The sequence below is a fragment of the Streptomyces sp. NPDC058576 genome (assembly GCF_042718715.1).
Taxonomy (GTDB): domain Bacteria; phylum Actinomycetota; class Actinomycetes; order Streptomycetales; family Streptomycetaceae; genus Streptomyces.
Genome location: NZ_JBHXPF010000007.1, coordinates 164,449 through 186,475, shown reverse-complemented (window position 1 = coordinate 186,475; position 22,027 = coordinate 164,449). Strand labels below are relative to the sequence as shown.

The 22,027-nt window shown below is 71.6% G+C and carries 17 protein-coding genes; 4 read left to right on the top strand and 13 right to left on the bottom strand.

Annotated features, from left to right (window positions below; genetic code table 11):
* Positions 1–154: 154 nt before the first annotated feature.
* The 6 genes from whiA to ACFWRV_RS08605 form a co-directional block, all read right to left on the bottom strand.
* Positions 155–1,144 carry a DNA-binding protein WhiA gene (gene whiA / locus ACFWRV_RS08630; protein ID WP_384330234.1) on the bottom strand — a complete coding sequence of 330 codons (990 nt, stop codon included), beginning with the start codon at positions 1,142–1,144 and terminating at the stop codon, positions 155–157.
* Positions 1,135–2,169: a uridine diphosphate-N-acetylglucosamine-binding protein YvcK gene (yvcK, locus tag ACFWRV_RS08625; protein ID WP_384330231.1), complete on the bottom strand. Its 1,035-nt coding sequence runs from the start codon at positions 2,167–2,169 to the stop codon at positions 1,135–1,137. The genes whiA and yvcK overlap by 10 nt, the downstream gene beginning before the upstream one ends.
* Positions 2,166–3,125, bottom strand: coding sequence for an RNase adapter RapZ (rapZ, locus tag ACFWRV_RS08620; RefSeq protein ID WP_384330228.1), 960 nt, complete (start codon positions 3,123–3,125; stop codon positions 2,166–2,168). Before rapZ ends, yvcK begins: the two co-directional genes overlap by 4 nt.
* Positions 3,122–5,218 carry an excinuclease ABC subunit UvrC gene (gene uvrC / locus ACFWRV_RS08615; RefSeq protein WP_384330225.1) on the bottom strand — a complete coding sequence of 699 codons (2,097 nt, stop codon included), beginning with the start codon at positions 5,216–5,218 and terminating at the stop codon, positions 3,122–3,124. Before uvrC ends, rapZ begins: the two co-directional genes overlap by 4 nt.
* A gap of 133 nt (positions 5,219–5,351) precedes the next feature.
* A complete protein-coding gene (locus tag ACFWRV_RS08610) occupies positions 5,352–6,272 on the bottom strand; it encodes a hypothetical protein (protein WP_384330222.1) in 921 nt (306 codons plus the stop codon).
* Positions 6,273–6,276: 4 nt separating this feature from the next.
* The gene (locus ACFWRV_RS08605) at positions 6,277–6,903 is read right to left on the bottom strand and encodes a papain-like cysteine protease family protein (RefSeq protein WP_384330219.1); all 627 of its coding nucleotides are present in this window, start codon (positions 6,901–6,903) and stop codon (positions 6,277–6,279) included.
* Between the two features lie 228 nt (positions 6,904–7,131).
* Between ACFWRV_RS08605 and ACFWRV_RS08600 the strand changes: the two genes are divergently transcribed.
* Positions 7,132–8,058, top strand: a complete 927-nt coding sequence (locus tag ACFWRV_RS08600) for a hypothetical protein (RefSeq protein WP_384330216.1) — start codon at positions 7,132–7,134, stop codon at positions 8,056–8,058.
* A 49-nt stretch (positions 8,059–8,107) separates the two neighbouring features.
* Here ACFWRV_RS08600 and ACFWRV_RS08595 read toward each other — a convergent pair whose 3' ends face one another.
* Together ACFWRV_RS08595 and uvrA are read right to left on the bottom strand one after the other, a co-directional pair.
* Complete coding sequence (locus tag ACFWRV_RS08595) at positions 8,108–8,536, bottom strand: Rieske (2Fe-2S) protein (protein ID WP_384330213.1); 429 nt, start codon at positions 8,534–8,536, stop codon at positions 8,108–8,110.
* A 357-nt stretch (positions 8,537–8,893) separates the two neighbouring features.
* Positions 8,894–11,911: an excinuclease ABC subunit UvrA gene (uvrA, locus tag ACFWRV_RS08590; RefSeq protein WP_384330210.1), complete on the bottom strand. Its 3,018-nt coding sequence runs from the start codon at positions 11,909–11,911 to the stop codon at positions 8,894–8,896.
* A 176-nt stretch (positions 11,912–12,087) separates the two neighbouring features.
* Between uvrA and ACFWRV_RS08585 the strand changes: the two genes are divergently transcribed.
* A complete protein-coding gene (locus tag ACFWRV_RS08585) occupies positions 12,088–12,777 on the top strand; it encodes a maleylpyruvate isomerase family mycothiol-dependent enzyme (RefSeq protein WP_384330206.1) in 690 nt (229 codons plus the stop codon).
* 10 nt (positions 12,778–12,787) lie between these two features.
* Entirely contained in the window at positions 12,788–13,444 is a 657-nt protein-coding gene (locus tag ACFWRV_RS08580) for an MBL fold metallo-hydrolase (protein WP_384330203.1), read from the top strand.
* Between the two features lie 115 nt (positions 13,445–13,559).
* On the opposite strand, the gene ACFWRV_RS08575 is transcribed toward ACFWRV_RS08580, so the two are convergent.
* The 5 genes from ACFWRV_RS08575 to ACFWRV_RS08555 form a co-directional block, all read right to left on the bottom strand.
* Positions 13,560–14,576, bottom strand: coding sequence for a TerC family protein (locus tag ACFWRV_RS08575; protein ID WP_384330200.1), 1,017 nt, complete (start codon positions 14,574–14,576; stop codon positions 13,560–13,562).
* 242 nt (positions 14,577–14,818) lie between these two features.
* Complete coding sequence (locus ACFWRV_RS08570; protein ID WP_384330197.1) at positions 14,819–16,783, bottom strand: TerD family protein; 1,965 nt, start codon at positions 16,781–16,783, stop codon at positions 14,819–14,821.
* A gap of 194 nt (positions 16,784–16,977) precedes the next feature.
* The gene (locus tag ACFWRV_RS08565; RefSeq protein ID WP_026290465.1) at positions 16,978–17,556 is read right to left on the bottom strand and encodes a TerD family protein; all 579 of its coding nucleotides are present in this window, start codon (positions 17,554–17,556) and stop codon (positions 16,978–16,980) included.
* 202 nt (positions 17,557–17,758) lie between these two features.
* Positions 17,759–19,888: an excinuclease ABC subunit UvrB gene (uvrB, locus tag ACFWRV_RS08560; RefSeq protein ID WP_384330194.1), complete on the bottom strand. Its 2,130-nt coding sequence runs from the start codon at positions 19,886–19,888 to the stop codon at positions 17,759–17,761.
* A 39-nt stretch (positions 19,889–19,927) separates the two neighbouring features.
* Positions 19,928–20,830 carry an MHYT domain-containing protein gene (locus ACFWRV_RS08555; RefSeq protein ID WP_384330192.1) on the bottom strand — a complete coding sequence of 301 codons (903 nt, stop codon included), beginning with the start codon at positions 20,828–20,830 and terminating at the stop codon, positions 19,928–19,930.
* Positions 20,831–21,061: 231 nt separating this feature from the next.
* Here ACFWRV_RS08555 and ACFWRV_RS08550 point away from each other — a divergent pair, with 231 nt between their 5' ends.
* Positions 21,062–21,949: a glycerophosphodiester phosphodiesterase family protein gene (locus ACFWRV_RS08550; RefSeq protein ID WP_384330190.1), complete on the top strand. Its 888-nt coding sequence runs from the start codon at positions 21,062–21,064 to the stop codon at positions 21,947–21,949.
* The last annotated feature ends 78 nt before the right edge of the window (positions 21,950–22,027 follow it).

Sequence of the window (22,027 nt, the reverse complement as noted above, 5' to 3'; positions counted from 1 at the left end):
GGATACGGCCGGAGGCCCGTACTCGCCAGTAGGAGTACGGGCCTCCGGTTCGCCGGCCGGGACGTGTGTCCCGGCGGTGCGGGACCTCGGTCCCGGTGGCGGGGGACGTGGGTCCCGGTGGGCTCGGGACCAACGTCCCCCGGCCGCCGCCGAGTCAGCCGACCAAGCCGTCGGCGAGCTCCTCGCTGAGGGTCGCCTCGGTCCCCGGGATGCCCAGGTCCTGGGCCCGCTTGTCGGCCATCGCGAGCAGCCGGCGGATCCGTCCGGCGACCGCGTCCTTGGTCAGCGGCGGGTCGGCGAGCGCGCCCAGCTCCTCCAGCGATGCCTGCTTGTGCTCCATCCGCAGCCGTCCGGCGGCGGCGAGGTGCTCGGGGACCTCCTCGGCGAGGATCTCCAGCGCGCGCCCCACCCGGGCCCCGGCGGCGACCGCCGCACGGGCCGAGCGGCGCAGGTTCGCGTCGTCGAAGTTGGCGAGCCGGTTGGCCGTGGCGCGGACCTCGCGCCGCATCCGCCGCTCCTCCCAGGCGAGCACCGCGTCGTGGGCGCCGAGCCGGGTCAGCAGGGCGCCGATCGCGTCGCCGTCGCGGACCACCACCCGGTCCACGCCGCGCACCTCGCGGGCCTTGGCGGCGATGGAGAGCCGGCGGGCCGCGCCGACCAGGGCGAGGGCCGCCTCGGGTCCCGGGCAGGTGACCTCCAGCGAGGAGGAGCGGCCGGGCTCGGTGAGCGAGCCGTGGGCGAGGAAGGCTCCGCGCCAGGCCGCCTCGGCGTCGCAGGTGGCCCCCGAGACCACCTGCGGGGGCAGCCCGCGGATCGGCCGGCCGCGGCCGTCCACCAGACCGGTCTGGCGGGCCAGCTGGTCGCCGCCCGCCACCACGCGTACGACATAGCGCGAGCCGCGCCGCAGTCCGCCGGGGGCCATCACGATCAGCTCCGAGCTGTGCCCGAAGATCTCCAGGATGTCGCGCTTGAGGCGGCGGGCGGCGTTGCCGGTGTCCAGCTCCGCCTCGATCACAATCCGGCCGCTCACCAGGTGCAGCCCACCCGCGAACCGAAGAATCGCCGAGACCTCTGCTTTCCTGCAGCAGGTCCGGGTGACGGGAAGATGAGAGATTTCGTTCTTCACCGCTGGCGTCATCGCCATGGGCCGATCCTTCCATGCATCCGAAAAATACGGTCGTACGCGGTGGCCAACAGCTCCTGATCATGGACCGGAACGCCGTCGGGCGATGCCACCGGCGCCAGCTCGACCGCGGCTCCGAGCCGTTGTGCGGCATCGGCGAGGGACTCACGGTCGGGCACGGCTGCCTCGTCGGCCAGCACCACGTCCAAGGCGAGTTTAGGGGCGTGTCGCCCCAAAACCTCCAAATGACGCTGCGGTGAGAAGCCTTCTGTTTCACCGGGCTGGGGGGCGAGGTTCAGCGAGAGGACCTTGCGGGCCTTGGTGGTGACCAGGGCGTCGAGCAGTTCCGGCACGAGCAGGTGCGGGATCACCGAGGAGAACCAGGAGCCCGGGCCGAGGACCACCCAATCGGCGTCCCGGACCGCCTCCACGGCTTCCGGGACGGCCGGCGGGTCGGGCGGGACCACGTGCACGGACTGCACCTCGCCGGGCGTGAGCGCCACCGTGGCCTGGCCGCGCACGGTGACGATCGCGTCGGGCAGATCGGGGTCGTGGCCCTTGACCAGTGCCTGGAGCTCCAGCGGGACGGCCGACATCGGCAGCACCCGGCCGTGCGCGCCGAGCAGCTTGCCGACCAGGTCGAGCGCCTGGACGTGATCGCCGAGCTGCTCCCACAGGGCCACGATCAGCAGATTGCCGACCGCGTGCTCGTGGAGGTCGCCCTTGGACTCGAACCGGTGCTGGATGACCCGGGACCAGGTGCGGCCCCAGTCGTCGTCGCCGCACAGTGCGGCGAGCGCCTTGCGCAGGTCGCCGGGGGGCAGCACGCCCAGCTCCTCGCGCAGCCGGCCGCTGGAGCCGCCGTCGTCGGCGACGGTGACCACGGCCGTGAGATCGCCGGTGATCCGGCGCAGCGCCGTCAGGGACGCCGAGAGACCCATGCCGCCGCCGAGCGCGACGACCTTGGGCTGAGCACCGCGCTTACGGCCGGAGAGCGCCGAGGTGGCGCGGCTCAGGCGCCGCATCCGCAGATTGCGTCCGGTCACTCTCGCCCCATGTCGCGGTGGACGAGGACGGTCTCGACGCCCTCGGCGGCGAGGCGGGCGGAGAGCTTCTCGGACATGGCGACGGAGCGGTGTTTGCCGCCGGTGCAGCCCACGGCGATGGTCACGTACCGCTTGCCCTCGCGGCGGTAGCCGGCGGCGATCAGCTGGAGGAGCTCGGTGTACTGGTTGAGGAACTCCTTGGCGCCCGGCTGGTCGAAGACGTAGTCGGACACCTCCTCGTTGACGCCGGTGAAGGGGCGCAGCTCGGGGACCCAGTGCGGGTTGGGCAGGAAGCGGCAGTCGACGACCAGGTCGGCGTCGACGGGCAGGCCGTACTTGTAGCCGAAGGACATCACCGTGGCCCGCAGCTCCGGCTCCGACTCGCCCGCGAACTGGGCGTCCATCTTGGCCCGCAGCTCGTGCACGTTGAGGCTGGAGGTGTCGATGACCAGGTCGGCGTCGCCGCGCAGCTCGCGCAGCAGGTCGCGCTCGGCCGCGATGCCGTCGACGATGCGCCCGTCGCCCTGGAGGGGGTGCGGTCGGCGGACGGACTCGAAGCGGCGCACGAGGGCGTCGTCGGAGGACTCCAGGAAGACGATCCGCCGGGTGACGTGCTTGGCCTCCAGGTCGGCGAGGGACTCGCGGAGGTTGTCGAAGAAGCGCCGGCCGCGCACGTCGACGACGACGGCGATCCGGGCCACGTTGCCCTGGGAGCGGGCGCCGAGCTCGACCATGGTGGGGATCAGCGCGGGCGGGAGGTTGTCGACGACGAACCAGCCGAGGTCCTCCAGACACTTGGCTGCGGTGCTGCGGCCGGCGCCCGACATCCCGGAGATGATCACCAGCTCCGGGATGGCCGCGTCACCCGTCTCGTTCGGGGTGTTCGTACTCACGTCAGCTGCTCCGTCTGCTTGTTCTGCGGCGTTCTGTGCGGTCGTGTGGCTATTCTCGGTCATGAGCTGCCCCCGTCGTCCTCTTCAATGATCTCTCCTGTGGCCGTGTTCACGGCAGGCACCGCGGGAGCGGTCGAGGCGAGGGCGGCGGCCACCGATTCCGCCGTCCTTCGCCCTATCCCGGGGACCTCGCAGATCTCGTCGATTGTCGCCTGCCGGAGCTTCTTCACCGAGCCGAAATGCTTGATCAGTGCCTGCTTGCGGGTCTCGCCGAGGCCGGACACGTCGTCGAGGGGGCTGGAGCGGATGCGTTTGGCCCGCTTGGCCCGCTGATAGGCGATGGCGAAGCGGTGCGCCTCGTCCCGGACGCGCTGGAGGAGGTAGAGGCCCTCGCTGGAGCGGGGCAGGACCACGGGATCGTCGTCGTCGGGGAGCCAGACCTCTTCGAGGCGCTTGGCGAGGCCGCAGACGGCGATGTCGTCGATTCCCAGCTCGTCCAGGGCGCGCTGGGCGGCGGCGACCTGCGGCTGCCCGCCGTCGACGACGACGAGCTGCGGCGGGTAGGCGAACCGCTTGGGGCGGCCGTCGTCCTCCCGGGGCTCGGTCTCGTCGTCCGGGGAGGCGGCGGTGAGCGCCGGTGCGGGGACGGGACCGGTGGCGGCGGGGCCGGGGCCGGTGGGGGCGGGAACGGGGCCGGTGGCCGCGGGGCCGACGGCCGCGGCGGCCTCCGGCTGCTCCTCCCACTCCCCCGTGCGCTCCTTGTCCTGGAGGTAGCGCTTGAAACGGCGGCCGATCACCTCGTGCATCGAGCGGACGTCGTCCTGGCCCTCGAAGCCCTTGATCTGGAAGCGGCGGTACTCGCTCTTGCGGGCGAGGCCGTCCTCGAAGACCACCATGGAGGCCACCACGTCGTCGCCCTGGAGGTGGGAGATGTCGTAGCACTCGATGCGCAGCGGGGCCGTGTCGAGACCCAGCGCCTCGGCGATCTCCTCCAGGGCGCGGGAGCGGGTGGTCAGATCGGAGGCGCGCTTGGTCTTGTGCAGCCCGAGCGCCTGCTGGGCGTTGCGCTGCACGGTGGCCATCAGATCCTTCTTGTCCCCGCGCTGCGGGATACGCAGGCTGACCTGGGAGCCCCGGCGCTCGGCGAGCCACTGGGAGACCGCTTCGGTGTCCTCGGGCAGGGCGGGGACCAGGACCTCCTTGGGGACGGCGTCGCCGCGCTCCTCCCCGTACAGCTGCTGGAGGGCGTGCTCGACGAGGCCGGAGGTGTCGACCGCCTCGACCTTGTCGGTGACCCAGCCGCGCTGGCCGCGCACCCGGCCGCCGCGCACGTGGAAGATCTGGAGGGCGGCCTCCAGCTCGTCCTCCGCGACGGCGATCAGGTCGGCGTCGGTGGCGTCGGCGAGGACGACGGCGCTCTTCTCCATGGCCCGCTTGAGGGCCTCGGCGTCGTCGCGGAGGCGGGCGGCCCGCTCGTACTCCATCTCCTCGGCCGCCTGCATCATGTCCTTCTCCAGGCGGCGGATGTAGGCGCCGGTGCGGCCGGCCATGAAGTCGCAGAAGTCCTCGGCCAGCTCGCGGTGTTCCTCGGGGGTGACCCGGCCCACGCAGGGGGCCGAGCACTTGCCGATGTAGCCCAGCAGGCAGGGGCGGCCGGTGCGCGCGGCGTTCTTGAAGACTCCGGCGGAGCAGGTGCGGACGGGGAAGACGCGCAGCATCAGGTCGACGGTCTCGCGGATCGCCCAGGCGTGGCCGTACGGACCGAAGTAGCGCACGCCCTTCTTCTTCGCGCCGCGCATGACCTGGACGCGGGGGAACTCCTCGTTGAGCGTCACCGCGAGGTAGGGATAGCTCTTGTCGTCGCGGTACTTGACGTTGAACCGGGGGTCGAACTCCTTGATCCAGGAGTACTCCAGCTGGAGCGCCTCGACCTCGGTGGAGACGACCGTCCACTCGACGGAGGCGGCGGTGGTGACCATCGTGCGCGTACGCGGATGGAGGTTCGCCAGGTCCTGGAAGTAGTTGGCCACGCGCTGGCGCAGGTTCTTGGCCTTCCCGACGTAGATCACCCGGCGGTGCTCGTCGCGGAATTTGTAGACCCCCGGGGAGTCGGGGATCTGTCCCGGCTTGGGGCGGTAGCTGGAGGGGTCTGCCATGTCTCACACCCTACTTGCGGGCGGTGACAGCGCGTCGTCCTCACGTGGTGCCGGGGGCGGTGCCGCGCTCCGGAGTGCCGTGGGGTGTTCCGCACCCCGGAGCGCGGGCCTGTGAGGCTCCTGGAGCCGCTGCTCAGGCGTCCGTGGCCGGGGATCGCCCGGTACGGCTCCGGCGGCGCAGCGCGGCGACCCCGCACAGGACCAGGGCGAGCAGCGCCCCGGCCCCGGCGGTGGTGGAGACGGCGGTCAGGGCCGTGTCCGGGGTCGCGGACGCCGTGCCGGCGAGCGCGGGGCTTCCGGCGGCGTCCGGGGCGGCCCGGTCCGCCGCCGGGCCCGGGACCGGGCCGGAGGCGGGCGCGGGTCCGGTGGCCGCGTCGGGGCCGTAGCCGCCCGCCTTGCCGGAGCGGGCGTAGCCGGAGCCGGGCAGCTTGTCGCCGTACGCCTCCTTCACCCGGGTCCGGTAGGCGTCGAGGGTGGTGCCCTCCGCTCCGACGGCGGTCTTCGCGTCCTGGTCGAGCGGGAGCACCCGGGAGCCGTCGTGGACGTACCAGGCGTCGATCTGCGGTTCGCGGAAGACGGTGCCGCCGGGGAGCGCACGGGCGCCTCGGGCGACGTAACGGGCCTCGTCGTCGCCGGTGGCGATGTTCACCACCTGCCAGTCGCCGCTGCCGCCCGTCCCGGGAAGGGTCCACAAGGAGGCCTTCTGGCCGTCGGAGGAGACGGCGGTGCTGGCGAGGTAGTCCAGGGTGCTCGGGGCGGCCCCGGGCTTCCCGGCGACGAAGGCGGCCGAGAGCGTGCGCACGGGCACGGCCTGCCCCTCGATCCTCGGTGCGCTCGCCTTCCCGCTCACCGCACCCTCCCGGGCGAAGAACCGGGAGAGGGTGTCCAGGGTCGCGGGCTCCGTGGCGGCTTCGCGGGCCGCTTCGAGGGTCGCGGCGGTCAGCTTCGGCGGCGCCGTCCGGCCGTCGTCGGCGAAGACGGGGGCGGCGGCGGTGAACAGGGCCGCGCCGGTGAGGGCGGTGGCCACGGCGATGCGCCGGGTGGTCGCGGTCATGTCCTCACGCCCCGATCCGGTAGAGCGAGTGCGTCCAGGAGAACTCGTTGTTGTTCACGTACCAGGCGTGCGAGGCCCAGTTGTAGCGGTCGCTGGAGGGCCAGGGGTCGCCCCAGTAGACCCAGCTGTTGGCGTCGTCGTACCCGTAGATGACATGCATGTGGCCGCCGCCGGACGACCACTGGATCCGGGTCTCGATGGGGCGCTGGGCGGATATCTCGGCCTGCACGGTCGGGTAGCGCAGCCAGCCGGTGACGTAACTGCCGGGCCTGACCCCGGCCCAGGACAGGCCGGTCTGGACATTGCCGAGGGTGGCCTGCGAGTTGGGGCACTGGGTGTTCTGGTTGCGGTTGAAGGCGGCGTTGCAGAACTGGTTCTGGGAGTAACCGCGGCCGAACCAGGCGGCGATGGTGTTGCCGCCGGCCGCCCAGCACCAGTTGCTCTGCTGCTGCGCCTGCATGGTGATGTCGAGCCGCTGGGCGGCGGCGACGGTGGAGCCGGCGGGCGCGGAGCCGGCCGGGGACTGGGCGGCGGTGGCGGTGCCCGCGGGGACGGCGAGCAGGACGGCGGCCAGGAGGGCGGTGAACGAGAACCTTCCGGGCCTTCGGGGGCTGACTCTTCGGTTGCGCATGGCGTTCCTCCCGAAGCGGGGGTGGGGATCGGAGGAGCGCGTCCGGACGCTGACGATGAGCATCCGGCGTTGTCCGGAGCAGGTCAACACGCTTCAATGCGAGGTGACATCACGGTGTGAACGGCACGGCGTCCGTGTGAACGGCTCCGCCCCGGTCACCTGCTCCCCCGCATCCCCCCGGGGGCGGTGTCGCCACTCCCCACGTGAACGTTCACCGGAGGCCCGCCGATGCGGCAGACCGAGACCGAACTGGCGCAGGTGCTGCGGACCGGACCGTTCCATCTGGCGTTGCGCACCGCTCTGTCGGTCCGCGGACTGCCGCTCCAGCGGGTGCAGCACCATCTGGCGCACCGGGGCGTCAAGCTCGGGGTGACCAGCCTCAGTTACTGGCAGCAGGGCGTGCGCCGCCCCCGGCGGGCCGAGTCGCTGCGGGCCGTGCGGGCCCTGGAGGAGGTGCTCGCGCTGCCGGACGACTCGCTGCTGCGGCTGCTGCGCGACGGCGACGCCCCGGCGGAGGGGGACCGTCCGGCGGGGCGTTCCTACCGCTCGCTGATGGAGGCGTCGGGCTCGGTGGAGCGGCTCCTCGCGGCGATGGAGTCACCCGTGGACGGCGGGCTGCACACCGTGGGGCATCAGGAGCGGGTCCGGATCGGGTCGCGGCGGGAGCTGGCGGGCCGCGCCTCCCGCCACGTGGTGCGCGCGCACCGGGACGGCGTGGACCGCTATCTCGCGGTGCACCGGGGCGACCCCGGCTGCGACCCGTCGCGGATCGCGGTGCGGGCGCTGGAGAACTGCCGCACGGGCCGGATCCGCTGGGACGGGGACGCGGGGGTGCTGGTGGCGGAGCTGCTGTTCGACACCCGGCTGCGGTCCGGTGAGACGTACCTCTTCGGTTACGGCTTCGAGGACGGTACGGGCGGGGCGAGCGACGAGTACGTGCGCGGCTTCACCTTCGGGGGCGGCCAGTACGTGCTCCAGGTCGGCTTCGACGAGGCCGCGCTCCCGGTGCGGTGCCGCCGGTTCACCCAGGCGTCGGCGGGGGCGGCGCGCGGGGCCCGCGGGGACCTCACGCTGACCGGCCGGCACCGGACCGTACACCTGGTGGAGGAGGGCGTACGGCCGGGCCTGGTCGGGATCGACTGGGACTGGGAGTGAGGGGCCCGGGTGCGGCTTTCCGGGGCCTCGCGCCCTGGGCCGGGGAGCCTCAGGCGTCGGGGCCCGCGACGAGCTTTCCGCCCTCGGCGGTGACCGGTACGGCGGGGAGCGGCACGGTGGCCGGGCCCTTCACCGGCTGCCCGGTGGTCATGTCGAAGCGGCTGCCGTGGCAGGGGCAGTGGCCCTCGGTGCCCTCGACCTTGTCCAGGACACAGCCGCCGTGGGTGCACTGGGCGCTGAACGCCTTGTACTCGCCCTTCGCCGGGCAGACCACGACCACGCGCTGCTCGCGGTAGAGCTTGGCTCCGCCGACGGGCACCTCGGAGGCGGCCCCGAGGTCGACGGGCGCGGTGGGGGTGGGGTTCTTGGCGTGGCCGAGCTTGGAGTCGGTGGAGCAGGCGGCAGCTCCCAGCCCGGCGGCACCGGCGAGCGCGGCGCCCTTCAGCACGGTTCGGCGGGCGGCGGGCAGGCCGGGCATGCGGACTCCACGGGGTGTCGTTCGAGACGGATCACGGGGGGGGGCGGGGTCGCCGGGCAGGCACGACGGCGGCCGCGTGTGCCGGTGACAGAACCGACGATACCGGTGAGGAACGGGAGCCTTGCGGGCGGGCCGGTCGAGACGGGACGGCCGTGAGCGGGCCGGCCGCCGGGGCCGGGGCGGTCCCGGTTCCGCCGGGGCCCGGGGCCGCGCTCGGTCCCGGCGTTGTCCGGACGGGGGCCAGTCCGGTCCGGTCGGCCCGGACGGAGCGTCGGCGGACAGGCGGCGGGCCGCCTGCTCCGACGGCTGCGGCCCCCGTCGCTCCACGGGGGCCGCAGCCATAGGTGAGCCCGGGGCTCAGGCCTTGCGGGCCCGGGCCGTCTTCTTGGCGGGAGCGGCCTTGGTGGCGGTGGCCTTCTTGGCGGCTGCCGTCTTCTTCGTGGCCGCCGCCTTCTTCGCCGGGGCGGCCTTGCGGGCGGCCGTCCTGCGGGCCGTCCCCCGCCCGGAGGGCACCGCGGCCTCGCTGATGCGGTCCGCGTCCAGGATTCCCTGGAGGAACTTCCCGGTGTGGCTGGCGGGCACCGAGGCGACCTGCTCCGGTGTTCCCTCGGCGACGACCAGTCCGCCGCCGTTGCCGCCCTCGGGGCCCATGTCGACGACCCAGTCGGCGGTCTTGATGACGTCGAGGTTGTGCTCGATGACGATCACCGAGTTGCCCTTGTCCACCAGGCCGGAGAGCACCGTGATCAGCTTGCTGATGTCCTCGAAGTGCAGACCGGTGGTCGGCTCGTCCAGGACGTAGACCGTGCGGCCGGTGGAGCGCTTCTGGAGCTCGCTCGCCAGCTTGACGCGCTGCGCCTCACCGCCGGAGAGGGTCGGCGCGGACTGGCCGAGCCGGACATAGCCGAGGCCGACGTCGTTGAGCGTCCGGAGGTGGCGGGCGATCGCCGGGACGGCCTCGAAGAAGTCCAGGCCCTCCTCGATCGGCATGTCCAGCACCTCGGCGATGGACTTGCCCTTGTAGTGGACCTCCAGGGTCTCCCGGTTGTAGCGCGCTCCGTGGCAGACCTCGCACGGGACGTACACGTCGGGCAGGAAGTTCATCTCGATCTTGATGGTGCCGTCGCCGGAGCAGTTCTCGCAGCGGCCGCCCTTGACGTTGAAGGAGAAGCGGCCCGGCAGATAGCCGCGCACCTTCGCCTCCATCGTCTCGGCGAACAGCCTGCGGACGTGGTCGAAGACTCCGGTGTACGTCGCCGGGTTGGACCGGGGGGTCCGGCCGATCGGCGACTGGTCGACGTGCACCACCTTGTCGACGAGGTCGTCGCCGTCGACCCGGGTGTGCCGGCCGGGGACCGACTTGGCGCCGTTCAGCTCGCGGGCCAGGTGGGTGTAGAGGATGTCGTTGACCAGGGTCGACTTCCCGGACCCGGAGACGCCCGTGACGGCGGTGAGGACGCCGAGCGGGAAGGAGACGTCGATGTCCTGGAGGTTGTTCTCCCGGGCGCCGTGGACGGTGAGGCTGCGGGCCGGGTCGACCGGGCGGCGGACGTCCGGGGTCGGGATCGACCGCTTGCCGGACAGATACTGGCCGGTGATCGAGGCCTTGTTGCCCAGCAGGTCCTTGAGCGAGCCGGAGTGGACGACCTTGCCGCCGTGCTCACCGGCGCCGGGGCCGATGTCGACGACCCAGTCGGCGACCTTGATGGTGTCCTCGTCGTGCTCGACGACGATGAGCGTGTTGCCCATGTCGCGGAGCCGGACCAGGGTTTCGATGAGCCGGTGGTTGTCGCGCTGGTGCAGGCCGATGGACGGCTCGTCCAGGACGTACAGCACGCCGACCAGGCCGGAGCCGATCTGGGTGGCCAGCCGGATGCGTTGGGCCTCGCCGCCGGACAGGGTGCCGGCAGCGCGGTTCAGCGACAGATAGTCCAGGCCGACGTCGACGAGGAACTTCAGCCGCTCGTTGACCTCCTTGAGCACCCGCTCGGCGATCTTCTTGTCGCGGGCGTTCAGCTTGAGGCGGCCGAGGAACTCGGCGCACTCGCTGATCGACATCGCGGCGACCTCGGCGATGGACTTCTCCATCACCGTCACCGCGAGCACGATCGGCTTGAGGCGGGTGCCTTCACAGGTGGGGCAGGGCACCTCGCGCATGTAGCCCTCGAAGCGCTCCCGGCTGGAGTCGCTCTCGGCCTCGGTGTGCCGCCGCTTGACGAACTGCACCGCGCCCTCGAAGGCGGGGGTGGTGTAGGCGCGCTCGCGCCCGTACCGGTTGCGGTAGCGGACCTCGGTCTGGATCTTGTGGCCGAAGAGCAGGGCCTTCTTGGCCCGCTGCGGCAGTCCGGCCCAGGGGATGTCCGTACGGAAGCCGAGGGCTTCGGAGAGCGCGCCGATCAGGCGGCCGAAGTACTCCTTGGTGTGGCCGTGGGACCAGGGGTGGATGGCGCCCTCGTCGAGGGACTTCTCCTCGTCCGGGACGATCAGCTCCGGGTCGACCTCCATGCGGGTGCCGATGCCGGTGCAGTCGGGGCAGGCGCCGAAGGGCGAGTTGAAGGAGAAGGAGCGCGGCTCCAGCTCCTCGAAGGAGAGGTCGTCGTACGGGCAGTAGAGGTGCTCGGAATACATCCGCTCGCGCTCGGGGTCGTCCTCGGGGAGGTCGACGAAGTCGAGCACGACCATGCCGCCGGAGAGGCCGAGCGCGGTCTCGACCGAGTCGGTCAGCCGGCGCTTGGCGCTGTCCTTGACGGTGAGGCGGTCGACGACCACCTCGATGGTGTGCTTTTCCTGCTTCTTGAGCGCGGGCGGCTCGGCGAGCTGGATGGTGGCGCCGTCGACCCTGGCCCGGCTGTAGCCCTTGGTCTGGAGGTCGGCGAAGAGGTCGACGAACTCCCCCTTGCGCTCACGCACCAGCGGCGAGAGGACCTGGAAGCGGCTCCCCTCGGGCAGACCGAGGACCTTGTCCACGATGGCCTGCGGCGACTGGCGGGAGATGGGGCGGTGGCACTCCGGGCAGTGCGGCTTGCCGATCCGGGCGAACAGGAGCCGGAGGTAGTCGTAGACCTCCGTGATGGTGCCGACCGTCGAGCGCGGGTTGCGCGAGGTCGACTTCTGGTCGATGGAGACGGCCGGGGACAGACCTTCGATGAAGTCCACGTCCGGCTTGTCCATCTGGCCGAGGAACTGCCGGGCGTACGAGGAGAGCGACTCGACGTAGCGGCGCTGCCCCTCGGCGAAGATCGTGTCGAACGCGAGGGACGACTTGCCCGACCCGGAGAGCCCGGTGAAGACGATGAGGGAGTCGCGGGGCAGGTCGAGCGAGACGTTCTTCAGGTTGTGCTCGCGCGCGCCACGGACGATGAGACGGTCGGCCACGCCGGTCCGCACCTTTCTAGAGAGAAGCGGGGGGAACTGAGCCCCTCTCCCAGGGTATGGGGGGCGCCACAGCGGTGTCAGAGGCTTTCGACCCCGAGCGTATAGCACGCACATTCGATTTACGGCCGCCCTCTGACTCCTTCACCCGAATGAGTGGCGGAGCTAGGCTCGGCCGCATGATGGATCATGCGCACGACCTGGGAGCAGTACGCGAAGCGACCGAACGGCTGCTCGGCGCAGTCGGCAAACTGGACAACGCCGCTGTCGCCGAGCCGTCACGGTTGCCCGGCTGGAGTCGGGGCCATGTCCTGACCCACCTGTCACGTAACGCCGACGCGATCGGAAATGTTCTCCGCGGACTCCCGATGTACGCGAGCAGCGAAACCCGCGACGCCGACATCGCCGCCGGGGCCCCCCGCCCGGCGGCCGAGCAGCTGAGGGACCTGCGGGAGACCGCCGAGGGCTTCCTGGCCGTCGCCGCCGAGCCCGCCGACTGGTCGCGTACGGTCACCCTGCGCAACGGGGTGACGGACTCGGCGGCCCGGGTGCCCTTCCGGCGCCGGGTCGAGGTGGAGCTGCACCACGTCGACCTCGATATCGGCTACGAGCTGGAGGACCTGCCCGCCGAATTCGTGGAGCGGGAGATCGCCTTCCTCGCCGATCGCTTCCTGGGCAACGAGGGCGTGCCCGCCACCGGGCTGACCGACCTCGACGGCCGCACCTGGAGCACGGGCGGCGGTCCGCCGGGCGACCTGGTGACGGTGCAGGGGTCCGCCGTCGAGCTGCTGGGCTGGCTCTGCGGCCGACGTGACGGCTCCGCCCTGACCGTGGCCGGCGGCCCGCTGCCCGCGCTGCCCCCGCTATAGGCTGAGCCGCATGACGTACAGCGGAGCGGTGAAGGTCGGCGGACCGGCAAGCGTGCACGAACTGACGGATCTGATGATCTCCAAGGTCGCCGTCGGCGCGATGAACAACAACGCCTATCTGCTGCGCTGCCGGGCCACCGGCGAGCAGCTGCTGATCGACGCGGCCGCCGAGCCGGAGACCCTGCTCGCGCTGATCGGTGACGACTCGATCGCCTCCGTCGTCACCACGCACCAGCACGGGGACCACTGGCAGGCGCTGGCCCAGGTGGTCGGGGCGACCGGGGCCCGGACGTACGCGGGCCGCTACGACGCCGAGGGCATCCCCGTGCCGACCGACGTCCTGGTCGAGGACGGGGAAACGATCGTCGTCGGCCGGGTCGAGCTGACCGCCCGCCATCTGGTCGGCCACACCCCGGGCTCCATCGCCCTGGTCTACGACGACCCGCACGGCGCCCCGCATCTGTTCACCGGGGACTGCCTCTTCCCCGGCGGGGTCGGGAACACGCATCAGGACCCCGAGGCGTTCGCGAGCCTTCTGCACGACGTCGAGACGAAGCTGTTCGACCGGCTTCCCGACGAGACGTGGGTCTACCCGGGCCACGGGCACGACACGACGCTCGGCGCCGAGCGGCCCCAGCTGCCCGAGTGGCGCGCCCGCGGCTGGTAGCCCGCGCAGAAACACAGCTCCTGGATCACGCGAAAGCGGCCGGGGTGGACGGCGTTCGCCGTTGCCACCCCGGCCGCTGCCGGTGTGTCCCTGTGCCGCTCGGGGCGGCCCGGGGTCAGCTGAGAGTCTTGCTCTCCTCGTCGGCCGGGCCTGCGGTCTCGGCCTTCGCGGCCTCCTCCGCCTCGGCCGCCGCCATCTTCTTGCTGGCGACGAGGCTGGTGATCGTGGTGATCACCAGGACGCCGCCGATGACGGCGAGGGAGAACGGGATGGACACGACGGGCACGTGCACGCCGTTCTCGTGCAGGGCGTGCAGCACCAGCTTGACGCCGATGAAGCCGAGGATCACCGACAGGCCGTAGCTGAGGTGGACCAGCTTCTTCAGCAGACCGCCGATGAGGAAGTACAGCTGGCGCAGACCCATCAGCGCGAACGCGTTGGCCGTGAAGACGATGTACGGGTCCTGGGTCAGGCCGAAGATCGCCGGGATCGAGTCCACCGCGAACAGCACGTCGGTCATACCGATGGCGAGCATGACCACCATCAGCGGGGTCATGACGCGCTTGCCGTTGTTGCGGATGAAGAGCTTGGTGCCGTGGTACTTGTCGGCGACACCGAAGCGGTGCTCGATCGACTTCAGGAGGCGGTTCTCCTCCCAGTCCTCGTCGTCCTCGTCGGCCCGCGCCTCCTGGATGAGCTTCCAGGCGGTGTAGATCAGGAACGCGCCGAAGATGTAGAACACCCACGAGAAGTTCGCGATCACGGCGGCGCCGGCGGCGATGAAGATCGCCCGGAGCACCAGGGCGATCAGCACACCGATGAGCAGCACGCGCTGCTGGAGCTGCGAAGGCACCGCGAACTTCGCCATGATCAGGACGAAGACGAAGAGGTTGTCGACGCTCAGCGACTTCTCGGTGATGAAACCGGCGAAGAACTCGCCGGAGGCCTGGCTCTCGCCGACGGCCATGAGACCGAATCCGAAGATGACGGCCAGTGCGATCCAGACGATCGTCCAGATTCCGGCTTCCTTGGTCGACACGTCATGGGGCTTGCGCCCGATGAAGAAGTCGACGGCGATGAGGGCTGACAGACCAAAGATGGTCAGGGCCCAAACGGTCCATGAAACGTCCACTGCGCCTCCGGCAGTTCGCTACGGCTACTAGATCAGCGTCGTCGCTGCCGGAGGTCTCTTCCATCCCTGCGCGCCGTGCGCGCCTGGACCGGCGCCCCGGGACCGAAAACGGTCCGTATTGACGGGACGTCGCGTAAGGAGTACTCCCCTCCGTTCCCCGAACAGTACAGGTATGACCAAGGAAAGGTAAAGGAAAGGGTAAAGAGATCGTCAAAAACACAGGTCAGGGTTGACTCGCTCGGTCAGCGGCCGGCCGCTCCGCGAGCAGCCGCCACCGCCGCGAGGACCTGCTCCAGGACGCGGCTGCCGGGCGGGATCGTCAACGGCTCGTACGTCCAGGCGTGCCCCACCCACGGGTCGGCGAGGTGGCTGTCGGCGACCGGAGTGATCCGCAGCAGCGAACGCCACAGGGGGTCGAGGATCGGCCCGTACGCACTCGCCTCCGCCCGGTCCGCGACCATCAGGAGGTGCACCCCGACCGCGGGGCCCTCGTCGGCGAGGTAGCGGAGCTGGGTGACGGCCCGGTCGTCGAAGCCGTGCGGGAAGTCGTTGACCACCAGGAGCTGCTCGCCGGTGTCCAGGTCGGGCGGGAGCGAGTCGGCCGCCCCGGCCCGCACCGCCATCTGCACCAGGTCCACCCGCCGGGTGAGGTGGGCCAGGACCGAGGCGACTCCCCCGGGTCCGGCAGCGGGCGGTCCGGCCAGAACGCCCGCCCCGACCAGCGGTGCGAGCGGACCGGCCGCGGCGCCCGCCGGGTCGATGACGTGCACCGCGAACTCACCGGGCGGGTACACCGCGAGCAGCCGGGCCGCGTGGGCGACCGCGGTCTCCATGGCCAGCCTGCGCAGTTGGTCCGTGTCCATCAGGGCGGCCGCCTCGGACGCCGTCCGGCCACTGTCCACCCAGATCCCGCGCTCCAGCGGCAGCCGGACAAGGAGCGGGATGCGCAGGTCGGTGCGCTCGGGCAGATGGAGGTCGCCGATGCGCAGGGCCATCGGCATCTCCATGGGGACCCGGTGGGCGTGCCAGACGGGGTTGCCCCAGCCGGCGTACGCGGCCGGGAGCGCGGGCTCGACGACGGCCGTCTCGGCGGCCAGCTGGGCCAGGTCGCGGTCGAGGGCCTCCCGGGCCCGGGAGGTCAGCTCGTCGCGCTTGGCACGGGCCTGGTCGCGGGCGCGGTCGCCCGCACCGCCGATCCGGTTGCGCGGGTCGGACAGGGCCCGGTCGAGCTCCTGGTCCATCCGGGACTCGGCGAAGTCCGCGGCGCTGCGGTAGGCGGCGACAGCGCGGGCCAGGTCCTCGAACATGCCCCAGATCTGGTTGTAGAGGCGCTCGTCCATCGACCAGCCGGTGGCGTCGCCCGCGACGGGCTGAGCGGCCTGTCCGGGCTGGGCCGGGGGCGCGGTGGGCGGGGGCGAGGGAGGTGCGGCGTGCTGCCGTCGCGGGTGCGCGTAGTTGATGGGGCCGTCGGCGGGGGTCCCGGGGGGCTGCCCCTGGGCGGTGTGCGCCGGGCCGGTGGTGGCCGGGTCGGTCAGCGGCTCGGGGGGCTCCGGGGCCGGGGCCGGCGCGGTCGGGCGGTGGTCCGCGGAGCCGGTCGTCTGCCGTACGCGGTCGCCTCCGGAGGTCCGGGGCGGCGGTGGGGCCACCGCGCGGGCCAGGCCCCGGGTGACGGCCTCCTGGATGGACCCGGCCAGTGCGGCGGCCTCGGTCACGCCCTGGTCGGCGAGCAGCTCGGCGAGCCCGCCCGCGTACCCCTGGCCGACGGCGCGGACCTTCCAGGCGTCCTGCCGGCGGTAGAGCTCCAGGGCGCTGACCGCGGACTCGGCGTCCAGGCCGGTGAGCGTGAAGGTGGCGATCTCGGCGCCGTCGAGCCCGGTGACGGCGACGAAGGGGGCGGGGACGGCGCCGAACCGCGTCGGGCCGCCGGCCTCGACGGGCAGCGCGAGCAGCACGGTGACCCGGTGGGCGCCGGTGGGCAGGGCCTCCAGGTCGACGGCGAGGCGGTGGTCGGCCGCCGCCTGCTGGGAGACTTCCAGCCCGGGGAGCTGGGGCGAGCCGGGGTGGGCGATCCAGTCGACGCCGCGCACCGTGCCCCGTTCGCCGCCGAGGGTGGCCCCGGCCACGACGGGCGTGCCCGCCGACACCCGGATCTCCAGACGGGTCTGGGGCAAGGTGTGGTTCTGCCCCCGGACCAGTTCGGCCGTCATTGCCCTGTCCCCCTCGACGAAGGCCCGTGCGCCGGTGGGCGCGGTGCCGTGTGATGCCGTTCGCGGTGTCGCGCGACGCCGGTGACGCCGGGTCGCTGCCGTGCCGTGCGTGGGGCAGCTCCCGGCGGCCGGTGCCGCCGGGAGCTGCTCCTGCCCGTTTCGGTGCCGGACCTGCCGGACTGCCGGTCCGGGTCCTACAGGTGCGGGAGGATCGACGGCATCAGGTCCTGGAAAGTGCGGCCGTTGGCCGGGTTCCCGAGGGCCGTCATCTGCCATCCGCTGCCCGCGCGGTGCACCTTCGCCATGATCTGGGCGGTGTACTGGCCGCCGCCGTCGAGCGTGTACCGGGCGAGCTCCTGGCCGTTGGTCTCGTCGACGATGCGGCAGAAGGCGTGTCGGACCTCCTGGAACGTCTGCCCGGTGAAGGAGTTCACCGTGAAGACGATCTGGTCGATGTGGACCGGCACACGCTGGAGGTCGACGAGGATCGCCTCGTCGTCGCCGCCGGAGCCCGCGCCGCCGACCAGGTTGTCACCGGTGTGCTTGACCGAGCCGTCATCGCTGACGAGGTGGCGGAAGAAGACGACGTCGACCGGCTGCTTGTCGGCGAAGAGCACCGCCGAGGCGTCCAGGTCGACCTCGCGGGTGCGCGAACCGAACAGGCCGCGGCGCGGAGCCGCCTGCCAGCCGAGCCCCATCCGTACCGCGGTCAGGGTCCCCCCGTCGCTCTTCTGCAGGCTGATGGCCTGACCCTTGGTCATGTTGACCGTCACGCGCTGTCCCCTCTCGGCATTGCCCCGCAACCATCCGTGTGCGGTTTCCCCGCACCCTACGCATTCCACCCCGGGCGGCAGCAGGTTCCGTCCGTTTTCGTGTCGGTCTTGCAACACACCCGGCGCGGCCCGCCCGGTGCGGTGGAAACGGCACCGATCGCCCGCGCCGGGACCGGCCCGGCACCAGCGATCGGTGCCGGGATCAGGCGAGGCCCGCTTCCTTCATCTGACGCAGTTCCTTCTTCAGTTCGCCGACCTCGTCGCGCAGCCGGGCGGCCACCTCGAACTGCAGATCCGCGGCCGCGGCCCGCATCCGCTCGGTCATCTCCTCGATGATCCCGGCCAGTTCGGTCGCGGGCCGGTCGCTGAGCACCGCGCCGGGCTTGGCGGCCTTGCCCTTCGCGGCCCCCTTCGCGGCCTTGCCGCCGAGCGCCGGGACCGGGGCCTTGGTCTCCTTGCCCTGCCGGTAGCCGGTGCCGAGGAGCTGTTCGGTGTCGATCTCCTCGCGGGCGATGGTCGCGACGATGTCGTTGATCTTCTTGCGCAGCGGCTGCGGGTCGATGCCCCGCTCGGTGTTGTAGGCGATCTGCTTCTCGCGGCGGCGGTTCGTCTCGTCGATCGCCTGCGCCATGGCCGGGGTGACCTTGTCGGCGTACATGTGGACCTGGCCGGAGACGTTACGGGCGGCGCGGCCGATGGTCTGGATGAGCGAGGTGCCGGAACGAAGGAAGCCCTGCTTGTCGGCGTCGAGGATGGCGACGAGGGACACCTCGGGGAGGTCGAGGCCCTCGCGCAGGAGGTTGATGCCGACGAGCACGTCGTACTCGCCGGAGCGCAGCTCGCGGAGCAGCTCGATGCGGCGCAGGGTGTCGACGTCGCTGTGCAGATAGCGGACCTGGATGCCGAGTTCCAGGAAGTAGTCGGTGAGGTCCTCCGACATCTTCTTGGTGAGCGTGGTGACCAGGACCCGCTCGTCGCGTTCGGTGCGCTTGCGGATCTCGTGGACCAGGTCGTCGATCTGGCCCTCGGTGGGCTTGACCACGACCTCGGGGTCGACGAGACCGGTGGGGCGGATGATCTGCTCGACGAACCCGTCGCCGCGCGAGAGCTCGTACTTCCCCGGGGTGGCGGAGAGGTACACCGTCTGGTCGGTCCGCTTCAGGAACTCCTCCCACTTCAGCGGCCGGTTGTCCATGGCGGACGGCAGCCGGAAGCCGTGGTCGACGAGGGTCCGCTTCCGGGAGGCGTCGCCCTCGTACATCGCGCCGATCTGCGGGACCGTGACGTGGGACTCGTCCAGCACGAGCAGGAAGTCGTCCGGGAAGTAGTCGAGGAGGGTGTTGGGGGCGGTGCCGGGGGCGCGGTCGTCGAAGTGCATCGAGTAGTTCTCGACGCCGGAGCAGGTGCCGATCTGGCGGAGCATCTCGATGTCGTACGTGGTGCGCATGCGCAGCCGCTGGGCCTCCAGCATCTTGCCCTGCTTGTCCAGCTCGGCCAGCCGCTGCTCCAGCTCCCGCTCGATGCCGCCGACGGCCTTCTCCATGCGCTCGGGCCCGGCGACATAGTGGCTGGCGGGGAAGACGTGGACCGTGGGGTCCTCGCTGATGATCTCGCCGGTCAGCGGGTGGAGCGTGGACAGGGCCTCGATCTCGTCGCCGAACATCTCGATGCGGACGGCGAGCTCCTCGTAGACCGGGAAGATCTCGATGGTGTCGCCCCGGACCCGGAAGGTGCCGCGGGTGAAGGCCAGGTCGTTGCGGCTGTACTGCATCTCGACGAAGCGGCGCAGCAGCTGGTCGCGGTCGATCTCCTCGCCGACCTTGAGCTGGACCATGCGGTCCACGTACTCCTGGGGCGTGCCGAGGCCGTAGATGCAGGAGACGGAGGCGACCACGACGACGTCACGCCGGGTGAGCAGCGAATTCGTCGCCGAGTGGCGCAGCCGCTCGACCTCCTCGTTGATGGAGGAGTCCTTCTCGATGTAGGTGTCCGACTGCGGGACGTACGCCTCGGGCTGGTAGTAGTCGTAGTACGAGACGAAATACTCCACCGCGTTGTTCGGGAGGAGCTCACGGAACTCGTTGGCCAGCTGGGCGGCGAGCGTCTTGTTGGGCGCCATCACCAGGGTGGGGCGCTGCAGCTTCTCGATCATCCAGGCGGTGGTCGCCGACTTGCCGGTGCCGGTCGCGCCGAGCAGGACGACGTCCTTCTCGTCGGCGCGGATACGCCGCTCCAGCTCGGCGATGGCCGCCGGCTGGTCGCCGCTGGGCTGGTAGGGACTGACGACCTCGAAAGGCCGCACCGAACGTTCGATCTTGGAAACGGGCCGCATGCAACCACCGTACGGCGCGCCACTGACAACGGCCTCGGATCAGCGGTACCGGTCCCTGCCCGCGCCCTCGCGGGCGGTGCTCCGCAGGCGCCGTCCGGAGGGCGGGAGCGGGGCGTTCGGCGGGCGACGCGGCGCCCCCGGGATCGGGAGGTCACCCGGTCGGCGCCCGACGCGTGGGTCCGGGTCGGGTTCGCCCGTCATGGCCCTGGGGTCGAACATGAGCACCACGGCGGCGAGGAGCAGGAAGCAGCCGGGGCCCACCAGCATCGGGCCGATCATCTCGGCGGGCCGGTCGCCGGGCAGTACGGCGGACAGGTCGGACGGCAGAGCGGTGGGCAGATGCAGGTGCACGTCGAGCGCCGCCATGCCGGTGTAGTGCATCCCGGTCACCGCGACGGCCATCAGGATGCTCGCGCCCAGGCCGGACAGGGCCCCCCGGAGGGTGACGGCCGCCCACAGCGCGCCCGTGGCGGCGGCCCCGGCGATCAGCACCGAGAGGACGACGAGGGGCGTGTCGTACGCGAACCGCGCGTCCATGCGCATGCCCGCCATGCCGAGATAGTGCATCGAGGCGATGCCGAGGCCGGTGATGGTGCCGCCCGTGATCAACGCCATGCGGGTCGCGCCCCGGTACCCGACAATGAAGATGCCGATGCCGATCATCACGACGGCCACGGCCAGGCCGGCGAAGGTCAGGGGCCTGTCGTAGGAGATCGGCGTCTCCTGGACCGTGAAGCCCGTCATCGCGACGAAGTGCATGGTCCACACCCCGGAGCCGATCGACAGCGAGCCGAGCGCCAGCCAGCCGGCCCGGCAGGAGCGTGCGGCGTGAAGGGACCGGGTGGTGCAGCGGAGCCCGAGCGCGGCTCCCAGGGCGGCCATGAGGAACGCCGCGACCGGAGTCACCAGGCCGTAGGTGAATCCGTCGACTGTTCCTTGCATGTGCGTACGCCCTTCGAGAGTGCCCGGGTTCGAGGAGGGTCCCCAAGGGGCAAGTCCCGGCAGACAGACAAAAGAAGACGCATTTTATCGGCACGGCCGTGCGCCGTGCCGAAGCGGTGGTCCCCGGGACCGAAGGTTCCGTTCATGTCGCGGCCATCGCTGCCCCGCCGGGTGTTGGCGGGCCGCTGTCACTCTCTGCGTGTCCGCACACTCCCGACGTGAGGAGTCCCCGTGTTCGTCCGCACCGCAACCGCTTCCACCACGGCCGCCGCCCTGCTGAGCGCCGGCGCCCTGCTGCTGCCCGCCGACCGGCCCGAGGCTCCGGACCAGGTCTCCGCGGAGCGGGCGAACCCGGTCGTCGTGGCCCACCGGGGGGCGTCGGGCTACGCGCCGGAGAACACCCTCGCCGCCGTCGACGCCGCGGACGCGCTCGGCATCGACTGGGTCGAGAACGACGTCCACCGCAGCCGGGACGGTGTGCTCGTCGTGCTGCACGACACCGACCTGAAGCGCACGACGGACGTCGAGGAGGTCTTCCCCGACCGGGCGCCCTGGGCGGTCAAGGACTTCACCGCGGCGGAGCTGGCGAAGCTCGACGCGGGCAGTTGGTTCGGCAGCCGGTTCACCGGGGCCCGGATCCCGACGCTCACCCAGTTCCTGCACCGCATGGAGCGCAACCGGCAGAAGCTGCTCCTGGAGATCAAGAGCCCGGCGACCTACCCGGGCATCGAGCGGGACATCATCCGGACGCTGGGCCGGTCGGGGTGGCTGGACCGCTCCCACGTACGGAACCGCCTGGTCATCCAGAGCTTCGGCGCCGACAGCGTGAAGAAGGTGCACACCCTGCGCCCCGACATCACGACCGGCTTCCTGGGCACCCCGGCGGTGGCGGACCTGCCCTCGTACGCGGCGTTCACGGATCAGATCAACCCCTCGTTCGCGACGATCGGCGCCGACTACGTGGCGGCCGTCCAGCGGCTCAAGGGCCCGCACGGCAAGCGTCTGCGGGTGAACACGTGGACGGTCAACAAGGCGGCGGACGCGGTGAAGGCCCGGGACTACGGTGTCGACGGCATCATCACCAACTTCCCCGACGTGGTGCGCGACGCGACGAGCTGAGGCGGCAGGGGGCGGGCCCGCCGGTTTCGCGACAGGCCCGCCTTCCCGCCCCCGCCTTCCGGCCCTTTTGCCGACGGA

What these genes read in the sequence shown, in the direction of transcription:
- ACFWRV_RS08555 (WP_384330192.1), bottom strand. Translation starts at nt 20,830, where the DNA reads ATGCAAGGAACAGTCGACGGATTCACCTACGGCCTGGTGACTCCGGTC.
- ACFWRV_RS08580 (WP_384330203.1), top strand. Translation starts at nt 12,788, where the DNA reads ATGACGTACAGCGGAGCGGTGAAGGTCGGCGGACCGGCAAGCGTGCAC.
- ACFWRV_RS08600 (WP_384330216.1), top strand. Translation starts at nt 7,132, where the DNA reads ATGCGGCAGACCGAGACCGAACTGGCGCAGGTGCTGCGGACCGGACCG.
- ACFWRV_RS08585 (WP_384330206.1), top strand. Translation starts at nt 12,088, where the DNA reads ATGATGGATCATGCGCACGACCTGGGAGCAGTACGCGAAGCGACCGAA.
- rapZ (WP_384330228.1), bottom strand. Translation starts at nt 3,125, where the DNA reads ATGACCGAGAATAGCCACACGACCGCACAGAACGCCGCAGAACAAGCA.
- ACFWRV_RS08595 (WP_384330213.1), bottom strand. Translation starts at nt 8,536, where the DNA reads ATGCCCGGCCTGCCCGCCGCCCGCCGAACCGTGCTGAAGGGCGCCGCG.
- ACFWRV_RS08570 (WP_384330197.1), bottom strand. Translation starts at nt 16,783, where the DNA reads ATGACGGCCGAACTGGTCCGGGGGCAGAACCACACCTTGCCCCAGACC.
- ACFWRV_RS08610 (WP_384330222.1), bottom strand. Translation starts at nt 6,272, where the DNA reads ATGACCGCGACCACCCGGCGCATCGCCGTGGCCACCGCCCTCACCGGC.
- uvrC (WP_384330225.1), bottom strand. Translation starts at nt 5,218, where the DNA reads ATGGCAGACCCCTCCAGCTACCGCCCCAAGCCGGGACAGATCCCCGAC.
- uvrB (WP_384330194.1), bottom strand. Translation starts at nt 19,888, where the DNA reads ATGCGGCCCGTTTCCAAGATCGAACGTTCGGTGCGGCCTTTCGAGGTC.
- whiA (WP_384330234.1), bottom strand. Translation starts at nt 1,144, where the DNA reads ATGGCGATGACGCCAGCGGTGAAGAACGAAATCTCTCATCTTCCCGTC.
- ACFWRV_RS08605 (WP_384330219.1), bottom strand. Translation starts at nt 6,903, where the DNA reads ATGCGCAACCGAAGAGTCAGCCCCCGAAGGCCCGGAAGGTTCTCGTTC.